The organism is Plantactinospora mayteni, from assembly GCF_016862935.1.
Classification (GTDB): Bacteria; Actinomycetota; Actinomycetes; order Mycobacteriales; family Micromonosporaceae; genus Plantactinospora; species Plantactinospora mayteni.
In genome coordinates this window covers 227,247-243,934 of sequence record NZ_BONX01000002.1, presented here as the reverse complement: position 1 = coordinate 243,934, position 16,688 = coordinate 227,247, and the positions used below count along the sequence as shown (strand labels likewise).

14 protein-coding genes are annotated in these 16,688 nt (G+C 69.5%); 9 read left to right on the top strand and 5 right to left on the bottom strand.

Annotated features, from left to right (window positions below; all coding sequences use genetic code 11):
• The first annotated feature begins 2 nt into the window (after positions 1–2).
• The 4 genes from Pma05_RS01505 (at position 3) to Pma05_RS01490 (ending at position 5,483) form a co-directional block, all read left to right on the top strand.
• Positions 3–2,168, top strand: coding sequence for an acetate--CoA ligase family protein (locus Pma05_RS01505; RefSeq protein ID WP_203855398.1), 2,166 nt, complete (start codon positions 3–5; stop codon positions 2,166–2,168).
• Between the two features lie 153 nt (positions 2,169–2,321).
• Positions 2,322–3,830, top strand: a complete 1,509-nt coding sequence (locus Pma05_RS01500) for an Nramp family divalent metal transporter (RefSeq protein WP_203855397.1) — start codon at positions 2,322–2,324, stop codon at positions 3,828–3,830.
• Positions 3,831–3,876: 46 nt separating this feature from the next.
• Positions 3,877–4,461, top strand: coding sequence for a hypothetical protein (locus tag Pma05_RS01495; protein WP_203855396.1), 585 nt, complete (start codon positions 3,877–3,879; stop codon positions 4,459–4,461).
• Positions 4,458–5,483: a TerC family protein gene (locus tag Pma05_RS01490; RefSeq protein ID WP_203855395.1), complete on the top strand. Its 1,026-nt coding sequence runs from the start codon at positions 4,458–4,460 to the stop codon at positions 5,481–5,483. The genes Pma05_RS01495 and Pma05_RS01490 overlap by 4 nt, the downstream gene beginning before the upstream one ends.
• 7 nt (positions 5,484–5,490) lie before the next feature.
• Here the strand turns inward: Pma05_RS01490 and Pma05_RS01485 are convergent, their stop codons facing one another.
• Entirely contained in the window at positions 5,491–5,700 is a 210-nt protein-coding gene (locus tag Pma05_RS01485) for a hypothetical protein (protein ID WP_203855394.1), read from the bottom strand.
• 656 nt (positions 5,701–6,356) lie between these two features.
• On the opposite strand from Pma05_RS01485, the gene oxc reads away from it, so the two are divergent.
• Together oxc and Pma05_RS01475 are read left to right on the top strand one after the other, a co-directional pair.
• Positions 6,357–8,090: an oxalyl-CoA decarboxylase gene (oxc, locus tag Pma05_RS01480; RefSeq protein WP_203855393.1), complete on the top strand. Its 1,734-nt coding sequence runs from the start codon at positions 6,357–6,359 to the stop codon at positions 8,088–8,090.
• A 319-nt stretch (positions 8,091–8,409) separates the two neighbouring features.
• Positions 8,410–9,771, top strand: coding sequence for an NAD-dependent succinate-semialdehyde dehydrogenase (locus Pma05_RS01475; RefSeq protein WP_239311495.1), 1,362 nt, complete (start codon positions 8,410–8,412; stop codon positions 9,769–9,771).
• 33 nt (positions 9,772–9,804) lie between these two features.
• On the opposite strand, the gene Pma05_RS01470 is transcribed toward Pma05_RS01475, so the two are convergent.
• Entirely contained in the window at positions 9,805–9,966 is a 162-nt protein-coding gene (locus Pma05_RS01470; protein WP_203855392.1) for a hypothetical protein, read from the bottom strand.
• Between the two features lie 204 nt (positions 9,967–10,170).
• Between Pma05_RS01470 and Pma05_RS01465 the strand changes: the two genes are divergently transcribed.
• On the top strand, positions 10,171–10,929 hold the full coding sequence (locus tag Pma05_RS01465; RefSeq protein WP_203855391.1) for a hypothetical protein: 759 nt from the start codon (positions 10,171–10,173) through the stop codon (positions 10,927–10,929).
• Between the two features lie 72 nt (positions 10,930–11,001).
• Here Pma05_RS01465 and Pma05_RS01460 read toward each other — a convergent pair whose 3' ends face one another.
• The 3 genes from Pma05_RS01460 to Pma05_RS01450 all read right to left on the bottom strand — a co-directional run bounded on the left by Pma05_RS01460 (position 11,002) and on the right by Pma05_RS01450 (position 15,112).
• Positions 11,002–11,763 (bottom strand): GntR family transcriptional regulator, encoded by a 762-nt coding sequence (locus Pma05_RS01460; RefSeq protein ID WP_203855390.1) that lies wholly within the window; start codon positions 11,761–11,763, stop codon positions 11,002–11,004.
• Positions 11,764–12,022: 259 nt separating this feature from the next.
• Positions 12,023–13,747 carry a glyoxylate carboligase gene (gene gcl / locus Pma05_RS01455; protein ID WP_203855389.1) on the bottom strand — a complete coding sequence of 575 codons (1,725 nt, stop codon included), beginning with the start codon at positions 13,745–13,747 and terminating at the stop codon, positions 12,023–12,025.
• A 363-nt stretch (positions 13,748–14,110) separates the two neighbouring features.
• Complete coding sequence (locus Pma05_RS01450) at positions 14,111–15,112, bottom strand: 2-dehydropantoate 2-reductase (RefSeq protein WP_203855388.1); 1,002 nt, start codon at positions 15,110–15,112, stop codon at positions 14,111–14,113.
• 403 nt (positions 15,113–15,515) lie between these two features.
• Between Pma05_RS01450 and Pma05_RS01445 the strand changes: the two genes are divergently transcribed.
• Both Pma05_RS01445 and Pma05_RS01440 read left to right on the top strand, forming a co-directional pair.
• Positions 15,516–15,944, top strand: coding sequence for a YkvA family protein (locus Pma05_RS01445; protein ID WP_203855387.1), 429 nt, complete (start codon positions 15,516–15,518; stop codon positions 15,942–15,944).
• Positions 15,944–16,675, top strand: coding sequence for a sulfite exporter TauE/SafE family protein (locus Pma05_RS01440; RefSeq protein ID WP_203855386.1), 732 nt, complete (start codon positions 15,944–15,946; stop codon positions 16,673–16,675). The genes Pma05_RS01445 and Pma05_RS01440 overlap by 1 nt, the downstream gene beginning before the upstream one ends.
• The last annotated feature ends 13 nt before the right edge of the window (positions 16,676–16,688 follow it).

The window sequence follows — 16,688 nt, the reverse complement described above, 5'->3', positions numbered from 1 at the left end:
TAATGCCATCCAACGACAGCAGCTACGACCGCGAGGCCGTGCGGCGGGTGCTGGACCGGGCCGCTGCGGAGGGCCGGAGTTCGCTGACCGCTCCGGAGGGGCGGCTGGTGGTCGAGGCGTACGGGATCGCCACCCCGGGTGAGGGCCTGGCCGGCAGCGCCGACGAGGCGGTGGCGCTGGCCGAGCGGATCGGCCTGCCGGTGGTACTGAAGATCGTCTCGCCGGACATCCTGCACAAGACCGAGGCCGGTGGCGTACTGGTCGGGCTGCGCAGCGCCGAGGAGGTGGCTTCCGGGTACGACACCATTCTCGCCAACGCGCGGGCGTACAAGGCGGATGCCACGATCGTCGGGGTGCAGGTGCAGCAGCAGCTCGACTCCGGTCACGAGGTCATCGTCGGTACGGTCACCGACCCGACCTTCGGCAAGGTGGTCGCGTTCGGCCTCGGCGGCGTACTCGTCGAGGTGCTCAAGGACGTCACGTTCCGGCTCGCCCCGACCGACACCGAGACCGCGCTGTCGATGATCGACGGGATCGCCGCGGCCGAGATCCTGCGCGGCGTACGCGGCGCCGAGCCGGCCAACCGCGAGGTGCTGGCCGACCTGGTCGTCCGGCTGTCGAACCTGGTCACCGACTTCCCGGAACTGGCCGAGGTGGACCTCAACCCGGTGCTGGCCACCGCCGCCGGCGCGACCGCGGTCGACGTGCGGATCCTGGTCGACCCGGCCGCCGCCGTGCAGCCGGAGCGGTTCACCGACGAGGAGATCCTGGCCAGCATGAACCGGATCATGCGGCCCGCCTCGGTCGCCGTGATCGGTGCCTCGGCCGAGGTCGGCAAGATCGGCAACTCGGTGATGAAGAACCTGGTCAACGGCGGCTACCAGGGCGAGATCTACCCGATCAACCCGAAGGCCAGCGAGATCCTGGACCGCAAGGCGTTCCGGAGCATCACTGACGTGCCCGGCCCGGTCGACGTGGCGGTCTTCGCCATCCCGGCCAAGTTCGTCCCGCAGGCGCTGGCCGAGGTCGGGGCCAAGGGAGTCGCCGGGGCGATCCTGATCCCGTCCGGTTTCGGCGAGACCGGCAACCACGAGTTGCAGGCCGAGGTCGTCAAGGTCGCCCGCGAGCACGGCGTACGCATCCTCGGGCCGAACATCTACGGCTACTACTACACCCCGGAGAACCTGTCGGCGACCTTCTGCACCCCGTACGACGTCAAGGGCGGGGTGGCGCTCTCCTCGCAGAGCGGCGGCATCGGGATGGCGATCCTCGGCTTCAGCCGGGCCGCCCGGATGGGCGTCTCCGCGATCGTCGGCGTCGGCAACAAGGCCGACATCGACGAGGACGACCTGCTGACCTTCTTCGAGAGCGACCCGAACACCCAGCTCATCGCGATGCACCTGGAAGACCTCAAGGACGGCCGGTCGTTCGCCGACACCGCCCGCCGGGTCTCGAAGACCAAGCCGGTGGTGGTGCTCAAGGCCGGCCGCACCGACCAGGGCGCCAAGGCGGCCAGCTCGCACACCGGGGCGCTGGCCGGCAACGACAAGGTCTACGACGACATCCTGCGCACCAACGGCGTGATCCGGGCCCCCGGCCTCAACGACCTGCTGGAATACGCCCGGGGCATTCCGCTGCTGCCCACCCCGCAGGGCGAGAACGTCGTCATCATCACCGGCGCCGGCGGCTCCGGAGTGCTGCTCTCCGACGCCTGCGTGGACAACAAGCTCACCCTGATGGAGATCCCGCCGGACCTGGACGAGGCGTTCCGCAAGTTCATCCCGCCATTCGGCGCGGCCGGCAACCCGGTGGACATCACCGGCGGCGAGCCGCCGTCCACCTACCGCAACACCATTGCCCTGGGCCTGTCCGACCCCCGCATCCACTCGCTGATCCTCGGCTACTGGCACACCATCGTCACCCCGCCGATGGTCTTCGCCGAGCTGGTCGTCGACGTGGTCGAGGAGTTCCGGGCCAAGGGCATCCACAAGCCGGTGGTCGCCTCGCTCGCCGGGGACGTCGAGGTCGAGGAGGCCAGCGAGCACCTGTACCGGCACGGGATCGTCGCCTATCCGTACACCACGGAGAAGCCGGTCGCGGTGCTCGGCGCCAAGTACCGGTGGGCACGTTCCGCCGGTCTGCTCGGCGGCCAACCGGACGGCCGCTGAGCAATGCACGACAGTTCCACCCGACCAGGCGGTGGGAGGGGCCACTAAGCGACACGGCGACCCGCTCCGCGGCCAAGGGTCAACGGACACAAGCGTCGGAACCGGCCCGTCCTCCGGCTCCGTACGACGTCACAGTCCCCCAGGAGGTCCAGCGTGGACGCTTCGAACAGCCCCCATCCCACTCAGCCGACAGGTACCGCCCCGCCGGCCCCGCCCACCGAGGAGCGCGTGTGGCGGGCCGGACGGCTCGAACCGATGCCGATCCGGGAACTACCCAAGGCTCCGCCCTCGATCCACCTGCTCGGCCCGACCGTCTTCCTCGTCGCGCTCGGCGTGGGCATGGGCGAGTCGTACATGTGGCCCCGACTGGTCCTGATCTTCGGGCCGGAGATCCGGTGGCTCTTCCTGATCGGTGTCACCCTGCAAGCCTTCGTGATGCTGGAGATGGCCCGGTACGCGATGGCCACCGGGGAGAGCATCTTCTTCGGCGCCGCCCGGGTCTTCAAACCACTGATGTGGTTCTTCTTCAGCGTGGCGATCCTGGTCTATATCTGGCCCGGACACCTCTCCACCGGCGCCGCCGCCTTCGAGGAGGTGACCGGGATACCCTGGACGGTCAGCGCCTGTGTCGGGCTGATCCTCGTCGGCGTGGTGTTCAGCCTGGCCAAGGTGATCTATCCGCTGCTGGAGAGCCTGCTCGGTCTCCTGATCGGCGTACTGGTGGTCGGTACCTCGGTGGTCGCCTCGATCGTCGGCCAGTGGAGCGACGTCACCTCGACCCTCGCCGGGATGTTCCACTTCGGCTACCTGCCCAGCGAGGCGATGTCGGCGGCCTGGTTCCCGGTGATCGTCGGTGCGATCGCCTTCGCCGGCCCGTCCGGCATGCAGCAGATGTGGTACACGCTGCACCTGCGGGACTCCGGTGCCGGTATGGGCGCGCACATCCCGAAGATCCGTGGCCTGCGGCACGCGGGTGAGCAGGAGGAGATGCCGTCCCGCGGCTTCATGTTCGACACCGACAGCCCGGAGGAGATGAAGAAGTGGAAGGGCTGGCGGCGCTGGGTCACCTTCGACGCCCTGCTGCTCTTCTGGGGCGTCACGATGCTGGTCACCGTCTCGTTCACGGTGCTGGCCCAGACCGCCGTCCGGGAGAACCCGAACGTCGGGGACGTGATCCGGGACGGTGAGCGGGAGGTGGCGCTGACCGCGATGGCCGACGCCTTCGCCTCGGCCGGGGCGCCGGTGCTGCACGGGGTCTTCCTCGGCTTCATCGCGCTGATCGGTCTGAACGCCACGCTCGGCCTCTTCGACTCGTTCTCCCGGGGCCAGGCGGACATGACCTACCACTTCGTACCCGGGGCCAAGCGGTTCAGCATGTCGAAGCTGTACGCCGGGTTCCTCTGGGGTGTCATCACCTTCGGCATCCTGATCCTGAACTTCGGTCCGGCGGACGGCCCCGGCGCGATCCTCGACGTACTGGCCTTCCTCTCCACCTTCGCGATGGGCGCGTACTGCGTCGTGCTGCTGTTGGTGAACAACCGGATGCTGCCCAAGCCGATCCGGCCGGGCATCGTGCAGAACGTGGTGATCGGGTTCGGCGCGGTGTTCTACCTCGGCATGCTGGCCTACAGCCTGATCCGGTTCGGCGTGGTCATCGACTGAGGTGGCCGGGAGGAGTTGTCATGACCAAGCGGAGTGAGGAAACGCCGTGACCGGCAACAAAGTACGCCACCTCGGTGAGCTCGCCCTGCCGGGAGCCGGCATCGGGGCGACCGCCGGGGTGGCGGCCGGCGGGCTCGCCCTGCTCGCCGGCCAACCGATCGGCTGGGCCCTGGCCACCGGCCTGGGGCTCGGTCTGCCGCTGGTACTGCTCGGCGGCGGCTTCGGGCTGCTGCTCGGCTCCGGCGTCGTGTCGCCGGGCGTCTTCGCCCCGGCGGCGCTCTACTGGTTCCTCGGGTTCCCGGTCGCCCGGGTGGTCCACGAGATGCTGGTCGGCCTGATGGTCGTCGGCCGGCCGGCGCTGCCGCCGGACCTGCTCGGCTTCCTCGCCTACCAGGCGATCGTCAGCCTCGGCTTCGCGATCGGGTTCAGTTGGCTGCACGAGCGGATCGCGCCGGGCTGGCTGCGCCGGATCCGGCACCGCAACCCGGCCGCCGACCGGCTGTACGCCTTCTACCTGCAACACGCCGAGGCGCAGTGGACGGCCAGGGAGAGCCGTAGGCGGGCCCGGGCCGCCGCTCGGGGAACCGGTGGCGGTCGACCGACCCTGTTGCGATCCAAGGGAGAGTCATGAACCTGCCGGTCTGGGTATGGGCCGTGACGATCGTCGGCTTCATCGTGATGATCGCCTTCGACTTCTACCTGGTCGCCCGCAATCCGCGCGAGCCGGCCTTCCGGGAGTGCGTGGCCTGGGTGAGCTTCTACGTACTGGCCGCGGTCGCCTTCGGGTTCCTCCTGATGGCGACGGCCGGGGCCAGCTACGGCGGCCAGTTCTTCGCCGGCTGGCTCACCGAGTACTCGCTCAGCGTCGACAACCTGTTCGTCTTCATCATCATCATGAGCCGGTTCGCGGTGCCGGTCCGGTACCGGCAGAAGGTGCTGCTGATCGGCATCGTGCTGGCGCTGTTGATGCGGGGCATGTTCATCGCGGCGGGCGCCCAGGCGGTCGCCCGGTTCGACTGGCTCTTCTACCTGTTCGGCGCGTTCCTGGTCTACACCGCGATCAAGTTGGTCGGTCCGCAGCAGGAGGACGAGTTCTCCGAGAACTTCGCCCTCCGTACGGCGAAGCGGATCCTGCCGACCACGGAGTCGTACCGGGGTGCGTCGGTGTTCGTCCGGGTGGAGGGGCGGAGGATGGTGACCCCGATGTTGATCGTCATGATCGCCATCGGCACCACCGACCTGCTGTTCGCGCTCGACTCGATCCCGGCGATCTTCGGACTGACGCAGGAGCCGTACCTGGTCTTCACCGCGAACACGTTCGCGCTGATGGGCCTGCGGCAGCTCTACTTCCTGCTCGGTGGCCTGCTCGACCGGCTGGTCTACCTCAGCAAGGGCCTGGCGTTCATCCTGGCCTTCATCGGCGTCAAGCTCGTGCTGGAGGCGGCGCACCACGACGGGGTCTCCTGGGCGCCGTCGGTGCCGATCACCGTCTCGCTCGGGGTCATCGTCGGTACGCTGCTGGTCACCACCGTGGCGAGCCTGGCGAAGTCCCGACGGGACGAGTCGCAACGGCCGTCCGCCGCCACGGAGGGAGTGGGAGCCGAGACCCCCGGTACCCACGACACCGTGACGGCGGACCGGGACGCGGTCTGACCGGTGGTCAGACCTTGATCAGGTCTTCGTCCGGGGCGGAGCCACGGAGGAAGCGCTCGATCTCCTCGTCGCTCGGCCGGGCGGCCCGACGCTGGTTCTCCAGCGCGGCCGCCAGGCCGAGCCCGAGGGGGCGGCCGTCGGCCGGGAACCCGGTCGGCAGCGCCAGCCGGTCGGAGAGTCGGGTCAGGGAACGTGAGAACGTTCGCCAGGTGGTCATGACAGCATCACTCCTGCTTGTCGGGCTTCCCGGGAAACGACGCTTCCCGGGACCGTGCGCACCGGACCGGACGACACGAGGTCCGTCCGGGACGGTGGTCCGGCAGGACACCCGGGATGTGCCTGGTGGGGCCGGGCACACCCCGGGTCGCCGGATCTTCCGCCGGCACGCCTCGTCGCGTGGCGGCCGGAGCTATGTCGGTCGCCGGCTGACCGGCGGGGGTCGCCCGCGGTGGCCGTGCGGGGCCGTAGATCTCGCGGCCCGGACCATGGTGTGAACGGTGGTACGCCGGCGTCTCCTGTGTGGACCTACCCCGGTGCCGCGCCACCACAAACCCTCGTGCTCGTCCTGTCCGGCGACAGGTTCTTGTTCGACGGGTTCCAGGATACCGCCTTCGGTATACAAAAAACGATCCAGTGACCAAGGCCACCGCGTCGCTGACCCGGTCCACGACCACCAGCTCGGCGCTGGTACGGGCCGGCCTGCCCGGAAAACGTCCCTGCCAACCCCTAGACACCCCGCTGTTACATGGTCCACGATTATTGCCTACCCCATACGGTATGCACTTCTAGGGACAGCGAGGGGGAAGGAAGTCGCTTCCCGTGCGCGCTTGCGCGCAGTGCCCCGCCGTCGCCGAATGATGGAGGACTCTGATCATGACCATCGCTTCCCTCCGGGAGTCAGAAGCTGGCGGCCTCGTAGGTGCGCAGAAACTCACCGACGGGATCCATCTGGTCGTCGACGCGCTCAAGCTCAACGAGATCGACGCCATCTACGGCGTCGTCGGCATCCCGATCACCGACCTGGCCCGCCTGGCGCAGGCGTCCGGCATCCGCTTCATCGGCTTCCGGCACGAGAGCGCTGCCGGACACGCGGCGGCGGCGGCCGGGTTCCTGACGAAGAAGCCGGGAATCTGCCTGACCGTGTCCGCTCCGGGATTCCTCAACGGGCTGGTGGCCCTGGCCAACGCCACCGTGAACTGCTTCCCGATGGTGCAGATCTCCGGGTCCAGCGAGCGGCACCTCGTCGACTTGCAGCGGGGCGACTACGAGGAGATGGACCAGCTCGCGGCGGCTCGACAGTTTGCCAAAGCGGCATACCGCGTACAACGGGCGGAAGACATCGGCCGAGGTGTGGCCCGCGCGATCCGTACCGCCGTGTCCGGACGACCGGGAGGGGTCTACCTCGACATCCCGGCCGCGGTCCTCGGCGAGGTCATCGACGCGGATCTGGGCGCGGCGTCACTGTGGCGGGTCGTCGACCCGGCACCGCGTCAGGTGCCCGAACCCGCCGCCCTGGACCGCGCGATCGAACTGCTCGCGACCGCCCAGCGCCCGCTCGTCGTGCTCGGCAAGGGCGCTGCGTACGCGCAGGCGGACGATCAGATCCGCCAGTTCGTCGAGCTTACCGGTGTGCCCTACCTGCCCATGTCGATGGCGAAGGGCCTGCTGCCCGACGACCACGCGCAGTCGGTAGCCAGTGCCAGATCACTGGCCCTCCGCCGGGCCGACGTGGTGATGCTCGTCGGTGCGCGCCTGAACTGGCTGCTCGGACATGGCGACGCACCGCAGTGGAACTCCGACGCCAAGTTCATCCAGGTGGACATCGCCAGTACCGAGTTGGACAGCAACCAGCCCATTGCGGCGCCGCTCGTCGGTGACGTCGGTTCGGTGATGCAGGCCCTGATCGACCGGACCGGACCTGGCCAGATCGCGGTACCCGCCCAGTGGCGGGACGAGCTTTCGGCCCGCTCCGCGGAGAACGTCGGCAAGATGGCCAAGCGCCTCACGGCCGCCGAAACGGCACATCCGATGAAGTTCCTGGGCGCTCTCCAGGCCATCCGCGATGTCCTGCGGGAGAACCCGCGGACGTATGTCGTCAACGAGGGCGCGAACGCGCTGGACCTGGCGCGCAACACGATCGGTATGCAGGTGCCGCGACACCGCTTGGACAGTGGTACCTGGGGCGTGATGGGCATCGGCATGGGGTACGCGATCGCCGCCGCGGTTGAGACCGGAGACCCGGTCGTCGCCATCGAGGGCGACAGTGCGTTCGGGTTCAGCGGCATGGAGATAGAGACGATCTGCCGCTACGGCCTGCCCGTCGTCACGGTCGTGCTGAACAACAGCGGCGTCTACCGGGGCGACGATGCGTCAACCTCCGGTGACCCGGCACCAACCGCCCTCAGGGCCCGGCATGACCTCATGATCGCCGCATTCGGCGGCAGGGGCTATCGGGCGACGACGCCGGTGGAGGTCGCCGCCGCCCTGCGCGAGGCCCTCGCGGCGGGCAAGCCCGCGCTCATCGACTGCGTCATCGACCCCGCCGACGGAACCGAGAGCGGCAACATCTCCCACCTCAACCCCAAGGGCATCACAGTGCAGCGGTGAGGACGAGCGCCACCCCGCACCCCACGGTGTGCGTCAACGAACCTTGAGGAGGGCGTCGAACATCTCGCCCGGGTGCCTCGGCCGGCTCACGAATCCTGAGCGACACCAGCCGCCGTTCCGAGACACCCGTGGTGTGGGTGGGCGGCCCGTCGATGCGCGACCGCGTGCTCGCCGTGGTACGCGACGCGTCCCCCCGCATCGTGGTCGGGCCGCCCGGCGATCTGCCGCCCGGGGTGCCGACTCCCCGTGCGAATCCGCCGGGCGGCTGACGGGTCGCCGCCCGGCGCGGCGTTGGTAGAGAACGGAGGCTTGGATCCCGATGTACACAGTTACCGACCCAGCGACGGGTGAACTGATCGAGGAGATCGAGAACGCGACCGACGGAGAGGTCCGGGCGGCGATCGACCGCGTCCACCACGGGTACTCGTCGTGGCGGCGTCGGCCTATCGCCGAGCGGGCCAGGATCGTGTCACGTGCGGCGGACCTGTTCGCCGAGCGCGCCGACGAGCTGGCGGCGACGATGACGTTGGAGATGGGCAAGCGGATCAACGAGGGCCGCGGTGAGGTCGGCGTCGTCGTCGACATCTTCAGGTACTACGCCGACCACGGTCCTGCGTTGCTGGCCGACGAGCCGCTGGAGATCAGGGGCGGTAGGGCCGTCATCACCAAGAACCCCATCGGAGCGCTGCTCGGCGTCATGCCGTGGAACTTCCCCTGCTACCAGATCGCCAGGTTCGTGGCGCCGAACCTGGTCCTCGGCAACACGATCCTGCTGAAGCATGCTTCGATCTGCCCCCGGTCGGCAGCCGCGATCGAGCGGATACTGCACGACGCCGGGGTGCCTGAGGACGCGTACGTGAACATCTTCGCCTCCAGCGCGCAGGTCCCCCGGATGCTCGCGGACCCCCGCATCCAGGGAGTCTCCCTGACCGGCAGCGAGCGGGCGGGCATCTCGGTCGCCGCCGAGGCCGGAAAGAACCTGAAGAGGGTCGTCCTGGAGCTTGGCGGTTCCGACCCGCTGATCCTGCTCGACACCGACGACATGGACAAGACGGTGAAGGCCACCGCGACTGCCCGGATGCGCAACTGCGGCCAGTCGTGCAACTCGCCGAAGCGGATGATCGTGCTCGCCGACATCTACGAGGAGTTCGTCGACCGCCTGACCAAGCATGTGGCCGAGACCTTCGTGCCGGGCGACCCCGGCGATCCCGCCACGAAGTTGCCGCCGCTGGCGTCGGCCGCGGCGGCCGACGAGGTGGCCGGTCAGGTCGAGAAGGCGGTCCGGCAGGGCGCGACGCTACGTACCGGTGGGCATCGTGTCGACCGGCCCGGCGCCTATCTCGAGGCCACCGTACTCACGGACGTGACCCCCGAGATGGACGCCTACTACGAGGAGATCTTCGGCCCTGTCGTGCTGGTCTTCCGCGCGGAGACCGAGGAGGAAGCGGTCGCGATCGCGAACGACTCGCCGTTCGGGCTCGGCGCCAGCGTATGGGGCACCGATCCCCACCGGTTGCGCCGGGTTGCCGGGCAGATCGAGTCCGGCATGGTGTATCTGAACAGCGCCGGTGGGTCGCAGGCGGACCTGCCGTTCGGCGGGATCAAGCGCTCCGGGATGGGCAGGGAGCTCGGCCCGGCCGGCATCGAGGAGTTCATGAACAAGAAGTCCATCCGCCTGTGAAGCGTGTCGACCGAGTGTCGATCAAGCGTTTGGTCAGGGAGTAACCAGCCTGAACAGGCCGGCCAGGATACCGGCGAAACCGGTCACGGCTTGGAGGGCCCTGACGGCGGTGGACTGGTGCCGATGGCCCACCATGGCGAGCAGGACGAGGAGCAGACCGCCGCCGATCATCGCCCAGGGCAGCAACGTACCCATCGCACCCCACCTCTCTCGCGGTCGACGTCTTCTCGGCGCACGGTGAACGGCGTAGCCAGAAACGACAGCACGAGGCTGCCGGCGAGAACCCACTGCAACACCCACAGCGCAACGTCCATATCGGACGCCAGCAACGAGAGAATCGGCGCCAATGGAATCCGTCGGCCTTTCGCCGGCCAGCCACAGGTTGCGAGGATGTCCGGCGTGGCTGACGAACGTGCCTTGACCTACCGCCCTCGCCCGGTTACCCGCACCGTGGCGAAGTGGGGCGTCGGGGTGCTGGCCCTGGTGGTCGCGGGCGTCCGGATGACCAGCCTGGTCCTGGAACGGACGGACGGGTTCGTGCCGGTTGTCCTCGTCTGGGCCTTGGCCGTCGGGTGGAGTGGCGGGTTCGTCGAGACGCTCGAAACCAGGCTTCCCCGGCTCCGGCCGCACGCCTGGACGCTCCTGCTGGTTGCCGTCGTCGCCGGTGTGTCGGCCGAGTTCGCCATCCCCGTTCCCGGCGCACTGGCGGTCACGCTCCTGGCGTGCCTGGCAGCCTGCGCCGCCGGCACCTGGCTGACCATGGACAGCACCACCGACCTGATGGTCTGGCGTCGGCGCGGCTTGGGCGAAGGCCCGGCCATCAGGTTCAGCGCCGCCGGGGTCGACTACCAGGCGGCCCACCGCCGCTCTCCCGTCGTACACCTGGACTGGCCCGAGGTCCGCGCCGTGGAACTGCATCCCGACCGCAACGGTCGACCAACGCTGTGCGTCTTCCCCGAGGCGGGGTCGACGGCGGCCAGCATCGTCCACGGTGGCGAGATTGACGGGTACGCCATCAGGGAGCTGTACCGTCTTCAGTGGTTCGGCACCCCGATCGCCCTCTATCTGCACCAGGTTCGGGGACCGGCGCTGCCCACCCTCGACCGGGCGATGAACCGTTGGACCGATGGCAGGCTCGGCCTCGACGCCACCGGGTGAGGTCGGGACCGAGGCGGCGACCCGACCGGCTACCGCGGTCGAACCGCTGAGGTGTGTCCTGCTGTCACCGAGTCAGCCCAGGGGTTCCCGCTCGGCGGCCTCCTTGCGGCGCTGGTGGTAGCTCTCCCGGGTGCGCTCGGTGTGCCGGCGCATCAGCTCGCCGGCCCGCCGACCGTTGCGGCCGGCGATCACCTCGATCAGCTCCGCGTGCTCGTCCCAGGCTTCCCGGCCCCGGGACCGGGCGATCGGGGCGTAATACCACCGCACCCGCCGGTCGACCATCGCGATCAGTTCGGCGAGGACCTTGTTGCCGGACATCTCGACGACGTACGCGTGCAGGGCCGCGTTCGCGGCGACCAGCTCCACCTGGTCGTCGTCGTGCAGCGCCTTCTCGCCGGCGCGTTGCAGCTCGCGCAGCCGCTCGACCTGCTCCGGAGTCGCCTGCCGGGCGGCCAGCCGGGCCGACTCGGACTCCAGCAGGGTACGGGTGGCGAGGAGCTGGTCCGCCTCCTCCTCGGTCGGCACGTGCACGAACGCGCCGAGCGCCGGGCGCAGGTCGACCCAGCCCTCGCTCTGCAGCCGTTGCAGTGCCTCCCGCACCGGCTGCCGGCTGACGCCGAGCTGGGCCGCGAGTTCGTTCTCCACCAGGTGCTCGCCGGGGCGCAGCTCGCGGTTGATGATCATCTCGGCGATGACGTCGTAGACCGCCTGCCGCAGCGGCGCGGGCCGTTCCAGGGGCTGCCGCGCGGCCCGAGGCTCGCGGCGGGCCCCGGTGAGTCGTCGTCGACCACCATCGGCGCCGGCAGGTGAGGCCGAGCCCCCCCATTCGGTCATGGACTACCTCCGGCTGCGAAGAACCCGATCGGGCGTTCCGATTGTTGGCTATAGCATACAGTCGTCTAGATGCAATCGTCCGCTGCCCTGCGGGCGACGGGGAAGTGCACCGATCGACCGGATGTCGCGGCCGACGACGTGGCATCGATCGCGGTCACGACCTGTAGACCTGGAGTCGCCAGCTCCTGGGCAAAGCGGTGTGGCGGGGCGGGCGGCACCCGGCCACCCACCCCGCCGCTGGTTCGGCACACCGGATCTCTCAGCCCGAGACCGTGTCCCGGTACTCGATTTCCGGCACCGGCTCGAACTCGTTGACCTGCGCGATGGAGAGCCCGTGCGCGGTGTTCGCCTCCCGCTCGATCATCACCTCGACCAGTACCGGACGGCTGGTCCGGCGGGCCTCCTTGCTGGCCCAGGCGAGGGCGTCGGCGATCTCGTCGGGTCGGAGCACCCGGCGGCCGGAGCAGCCGTACGCCTCCATCACCTTGACGTTGTCGGTGCCGTACTCGTCGTAGTGGATGTCCACCTCGTAGTTCATCTCGTAGCCGATCTCCGCCTGCCGGATCAGCCCGAGGTACTCGTTGTTCAACATCACCAGTACGAACGGGATGTTGTACTGCGCGGCGACCGCGAGTTCCTCGACCAGGAACTGGAACGAGTAGTCCCCGACCACCCCGACCACCTCGGCGTCGGGCTTGGCGGATTTCACCCCGATCGCCGCCGGGATCTCCCAACCCAGTGGACCGGCCTGACCGCAGACCTGGTAGTGCCGGGGCTTGAAGACCTTCTGGAACTGGCCGGACCAGATCTGGTAGAGACCGATCGCGGTGACGAAGTAGGTGTCCGGGCCGAAGTACTCGTTGATCTCCTTGAAGACCCGGGGCGCCTTGACCGGTACGGCGTCGAAGTCGTCCCGGCGGCGCAGCGTCTCGCGCAGCTTCCGGACCAGCGACACCCATTCCCCGCGATCCCGCGCGACTCCCCGGCGGCGTACCGCGTCGAGCAGCGCCGCGAGGAACGCCCCGGTGTCCGAGACCACCCCGAGGTCCGGGCCGAACACCTTGCCGAGCTGGGTGGGCTCGATGTCGACGTGGATGAACTTCCGGTCGCCCCGGTAGGTCTCCAGGTCGCCGGTGTGTCGGTCGCCGAACCGGGCGCCAAGCGCGAGCACCAGGTCGGACTCCAGGAAGGACGCGTTGCCGAAGCGCTGGGTGGTCTGGATGCCGGTCATCCCGGCGAACAGGTCGTGGTCCTCCGGGATCGCACCCTTGCCCATCAGGGTGACCTGGACCGGGATGTTCAGTGTCTCGGCGACCTCCCGGAGCAGGTCGGTGGCCTCGCCGATGATCACCCCGCCGCCGGCCAGGATCAGTGGCCGCTCGGCGGCGAGCAGCATGTCCAGGGCCCGTTCGACCCGGGGCAGGTGCGGCTCGACCCGGGGTACCGGCAGCGGGGCGTCGATCGAGGCGTCCCACTCGATCTCCTGTCGCGCTACGTCGATCGGCAGGTCGATCAGTACCGGCCCGGGTCGGCCGGAGCGGGCGATCCGGAACGCCTCCCGGAAGATCCACGGCGCCTGGGCCGCCTCCTTGACCTGCACCGCCCACTTCGTCACCGGCTTGGCGATCTCGACGATGTCGACCGCCTGGAACGCCTCCTGGTGCAGCTTGCCCGTTGGGGCCTGGCCGGTGACGCAGACCATCGGGATGGAGTCCGCCTGCGCGGTGTAGAGACCGGTGATCATGTTGGTACCGGCCGGACCGGAGGTGCCGATCGCGACGCCGACCCGGCCGTTGGTCCGGGCCCAGCCGTCGGCCATGTGGGTGGCGCCCTCCTCGTGTCGGACGATGAGGTGCCGGATGTCGCTGCGCCGCAGGGCCGCGTAGAGCGGCAGGATCGCGGCGCCGGGGCAGCCGAACGCGATGTCCACGCCCTCGGAGGCGAGCACCGAGACGACCGCGTCCATGCAGGGGATCTTGGCCATGGTTCAGACCTCCGGGTAGTTGCGGGCGCGGTCGTCGGCGAAGGCCTCGGGTGGGGTCTCACGGCAGCGGGCGGAGACGTCGCCCCAGGCGGTACCTGGTTTGCGGATCAGGGGCACGGGAGCCTCCAGGGCGTCGGGTGTCCTGTGGATTGGCGAATCGCCGGGCCGGGGACGGGGGCGGTGGGTCTTGCGTCCCGTCGACGGCTGACCGGCACCGGATCCCGGTGCCTGGAAGGACCAGTTAGGAAGTCTGCATACAGTATTCTGTCGGCAGACCGAGTGCAATACCTGCGCCGATGCCTCGCCGGTACGCCGATGGCGGTAGCGATGGCGGTGGCGGTGGCGATGGCGATGGCGAGCCGGTCAGGCCGCCGTCATGCTCGGGGTCGGCGCCGGTCGTGCCATGGTCTTGGCCAGCAACTCGGTCGCGGCGTAGATGGTGCGCAGCGTGGGTGCCGGCGCACCGGTGATGTCGGCGATCTCGACCACGGCGGCGACGACGGCGTCGAGTTCCATCTCCTTGCCCGCCTCGAGATCCTGCAACATCGAGGTCTTGTGGTGGCCGACCCGCCGGGCGCCCTCGACCCGCTTGCCGATCGAGATCTCCGGCGTGCTGCCGACCCGGCTGGCGATGTCGAGCGTCTCCGCCATCATCTGCTCGACCACCCGGCGGGTGCCCGGGCTCTCGCAGATCTCCGCCATGGTGGCCCTGGTCAGGGCGCTGATCGGGTTCAGTGACACGTTGCCCATCAACTTGATCCAGATGTCGTCCCGCAGCCGTGGCTCGACCGGGCACTTCAGCCCGCCGGCCACCATCGCGTCGCTGAACCGCTGGCACCGCTGCGAGACAGTGCCGTCCGGCTCTCCGATGGAGAACCGGGTCCCCTCCAGGTGCCGGATCACCCCGGGCGACTCGATCACCGTGGCGGGGTACACCACGCAGCCGATCGCCCGCTCCGGGGCCATCACCGCCGAGGTCGCCCCACCGGGGTCGACGGCCTCGATCCGCTGACCCTCGTACGGCCCCGGGAGCTTGTGGAAATACCACCACGGGATGCCGTTCTGCCCGGCGATGAGGGCGGTCTCCGGGCCGAGCAGGGGTTCGAGCAGCGGCCCCGCCGAGGGATAGGAATGCGCCTTCAGGCCGAGGAACACGTAGTCCACCGGCCCGACCTCGCCCGGGTCGTCGGTGGCGTGCGGATGCGCCGCGAAATCGCCCCGGGGACTGAGTACGCGTACTCCGCCTGCCCGTAGTGCGGCCAGGTGTGCGCCGCGAGCGATCAACTGGACATCCACCCCGGCCCGGCACAGGGACGCACCGACGTACGCGCCGATGGCGCCGGCTCCGAGCACTGCAACTCGCACGGGCTGCTCCCTTCTCGTACGACGTCCGCGCGGCGTCGAGGCGACGCAGCAGCGGCGTGCCTTTCCGTATGCGTTATGCTGACTACAGTATGCAATTTCACCTGACGCTGACAAGCCTGGTCCGTTACCGGCGTCGGTTCACCGCGCCCGGCCGACGGGTCCACCAGCGGGTGCGGAGGTGCCAGGACGCCCGTTAGCCCGGCGTGCGACCGGGATTCCCGACATCGCCACAGCGGAATACCATCGCAGCGCTGGTGGTCGGGGCGGTGGCGGTCAGCGAGGGCGTGCGGGCGTGGCACGGTGAACTCTGCGACGACCGCGCCCCTGCCTGCGTCCGGCGACCTGGCTCGTGGCTGCGGCCCTGCCTGCACGAGTGCCGTGCGGCGAGGAGGAGACTGCGTAGATGCTCTGGGACATCCTGATCGGTGTCGCCGTCGCGGTGGTGGCCTCGTGGATGGCGTTGCTGATCGGTCTGTTGATCGTGCGGCCCAGCGGGCCGCTGCTGAAAGAAGCGTTGCGCATTCTGCCGGATCTGCTGCGGCTGCTGCGCCGTCTGGCCGGTGATGCCACCCTGCCGCGAGGGGTGCGGGTGCGCCTTGGCCTGCTGATGGCCTACCTGGCGATCCCGATCGACCTGATCCCGGACTTCATCCCGGTCATCGGCTACGCCGACGACGCGATCATCGTCGCCGCGGTGCTGCGCTCGGTGGTCCGCCGCGCGGGCATCGGCGCGGTGCGCCGGCACTGGCCGGGCACCGAGGATGGCTTCGCCGCCCTGTGCCGGCTGACCGGCATCCGCCCGACCGGCAGTGACAGCCCCGTGGAGCGTTGATGTCGAACGCGTGGGCGGCGCTGGCCATCTCGGCGGTGGCCGCGTTCGCGCTGGCGTTGCTGTCGGCGGTCGCCGGATTCGGCGGTGGGACGTTGCTGCTGCCGGTGTTCACCGGCCTGTTCGGGCTGCGGGTCGCGGTGCCGGTGCTCACGCTGACGCAGATCGCCAGCAACGGCGGCCGAGTCTGGTTCAACCGCCGGCACCTGCAATGGCGGATCATCGCCCGGTTCAGCCTCGGTGCCGTCCCGTTGGCCGTCGCCGGTGGGCTGCTGCTGGCCCAAGCCCCGCTCTCGCCGCTCAAACGGCTACTCGGGGTGTTCCTGATCGCGGTGGTGGTGTGGCGGCACCTGCGACCGCATCCGACGGCGCCCTCGGACAACGCGTTCATCGGCGTCGGGGCCGCCTCCGGGCTCGGCTCGGCCCTGCTGGGTTCGGTCGGCCCGCTGACCGCGCCGTTCTTCCTCGCCAAAGGGTTCACCCGCGCGGTGTTCATCGGCACCGAGGCCGCTTGTGCGCTGCTCATGCACGCCGCGAAGATCGGCGCCTACGGGACGGCGAACCTGCTGACCGGCCGGGTGCTGCTGCTCGGCGCCGCGCTGACCCCGGCCACGCTGGCCGGCGCCTGGGCAGGCAAGAAGATCGTGGCCAGGATCAGCGACCGCGCCTTCGTCGTCCTCGTCGAAGCCGGGCTCGTCGCTGCCGGCCTGCTGTTCCTCACTGGTCTCGCCTGAGACGAAGCCGTCG